The organism is Acidocella aquatica (assembly GCF_030160635.1).
GTDB lineage: Bacteria > Pseudomonadota > Alphaproteobacteria > Acetobacterales > Acetobacteraceae > Acidocella > Acidocella aquatica.
The window spans coordinates 1-1103 of the sequence record NZ_BSOS01000126.1 but is presented as its reverse complement, the minus strand read 5'-3'; the positions used below and the strand labels follow the sequence as shown (position 1 = coordinate 1103).

General features: G+C 59.5%; 1 protein-coding gene. It reads left to right on the top strand.

The window, feature by feature from the left end; translation table 11 throughout:
* Positions 1–52: 52 nt before the first annotated feature.
* Positions 53–1103 (top strand): recombinase family protein (locus QQJ84_RS19285; protein ID WP_284259954.1); only part of this gene is annotated, 1051 nt, incomplete at its 3' end.

Below are 1103 nucleotides of genomic sequence, written 5' to 3'. Positions count from 1 at the left end.
TCGGCTCGCCAGAAACAATGCGGACTGGCATCGACTGCTGGAAATCTGCGCCTTGGCCGACACCCTCATCCTCGACGAAGATGGCGTGTACGATCCCGCCAACTTCAATGATCGCCTGCTGCTCGGGCTCAAGGGCACCATGAGCGAAGCCGAGTTGCATGTCATCAAAGCCCGATTACGCGGGGGTATCCTCAACAAGGTGCGACGCGGCGAATATCGTTGTCCTCTGCCGACTGGCTTCATCTATGATGAACTTGGCGATGTGGTCCTCGATCCTGACGCCCAAGTCAGGGAGATGATCAACCATTTTTTCGAGACGTTCTCCCGGGTCGGGTCAGCTACGCAGACTGTCAAGGCGTTCGCCAGGGAAGGTCTGCTCTTCCCCTCCCGACTCCGCAACGGGAAACAGGTGGTCTTCCAACCGCTGACCGCATCGAGCGCAATGCGCACGCTGCATAATCCGCGCTATGCTGGAGTCTATGCTTTTGGCCAGCGCCTTTATCGCCGGACCGTCGATGGCAAGAAACAGCTCCGCAAGCGCGACCCGAAGGACTGGCATGCATGTATCCCGGACGCCCATCCCGGCTATATCAGCTGGGACAAGTTCCAGCATAACCTCAAGGTTCTTGAGGACAATGGCGCTGGCTATCAGGCCGTGCGCGCCTCGCCGCCGCGCGAGGGGGCGGCCCTATTGCAAGGGCGCGCTGTATGCGGACGTTGCGGCAGTCATATGAGTGCTCGCTATGCCGCCCGACGCGGTCAGGTGGATACATGGTATATCTGTAGCCGCGCTTACGCCTCTCGCGGTGAACCTCAATGTCAAACGATAGCTGGGTGGCCGGTCGACGAGGCAATCGGCGAATTGATCGCTGCGGAAATGACGCCCACCGCGGTGGAGTTGGCATTGGAGGTCAGGAAAGAAATTGAAGCCCGCCATGATGACGCGGATCAACTCCGGCGCCGCGCTGTCCAACGCGCACAGATCGATGCCGATCTTGCGCAGCGGCGATTCATGCTGGTCGATCCGAGCAACCGCCTGGTCGCCGACACTCTTGAACGTGAATGGAACGACAAACTGCGCGTGCTGGCTGATATGCATGAAG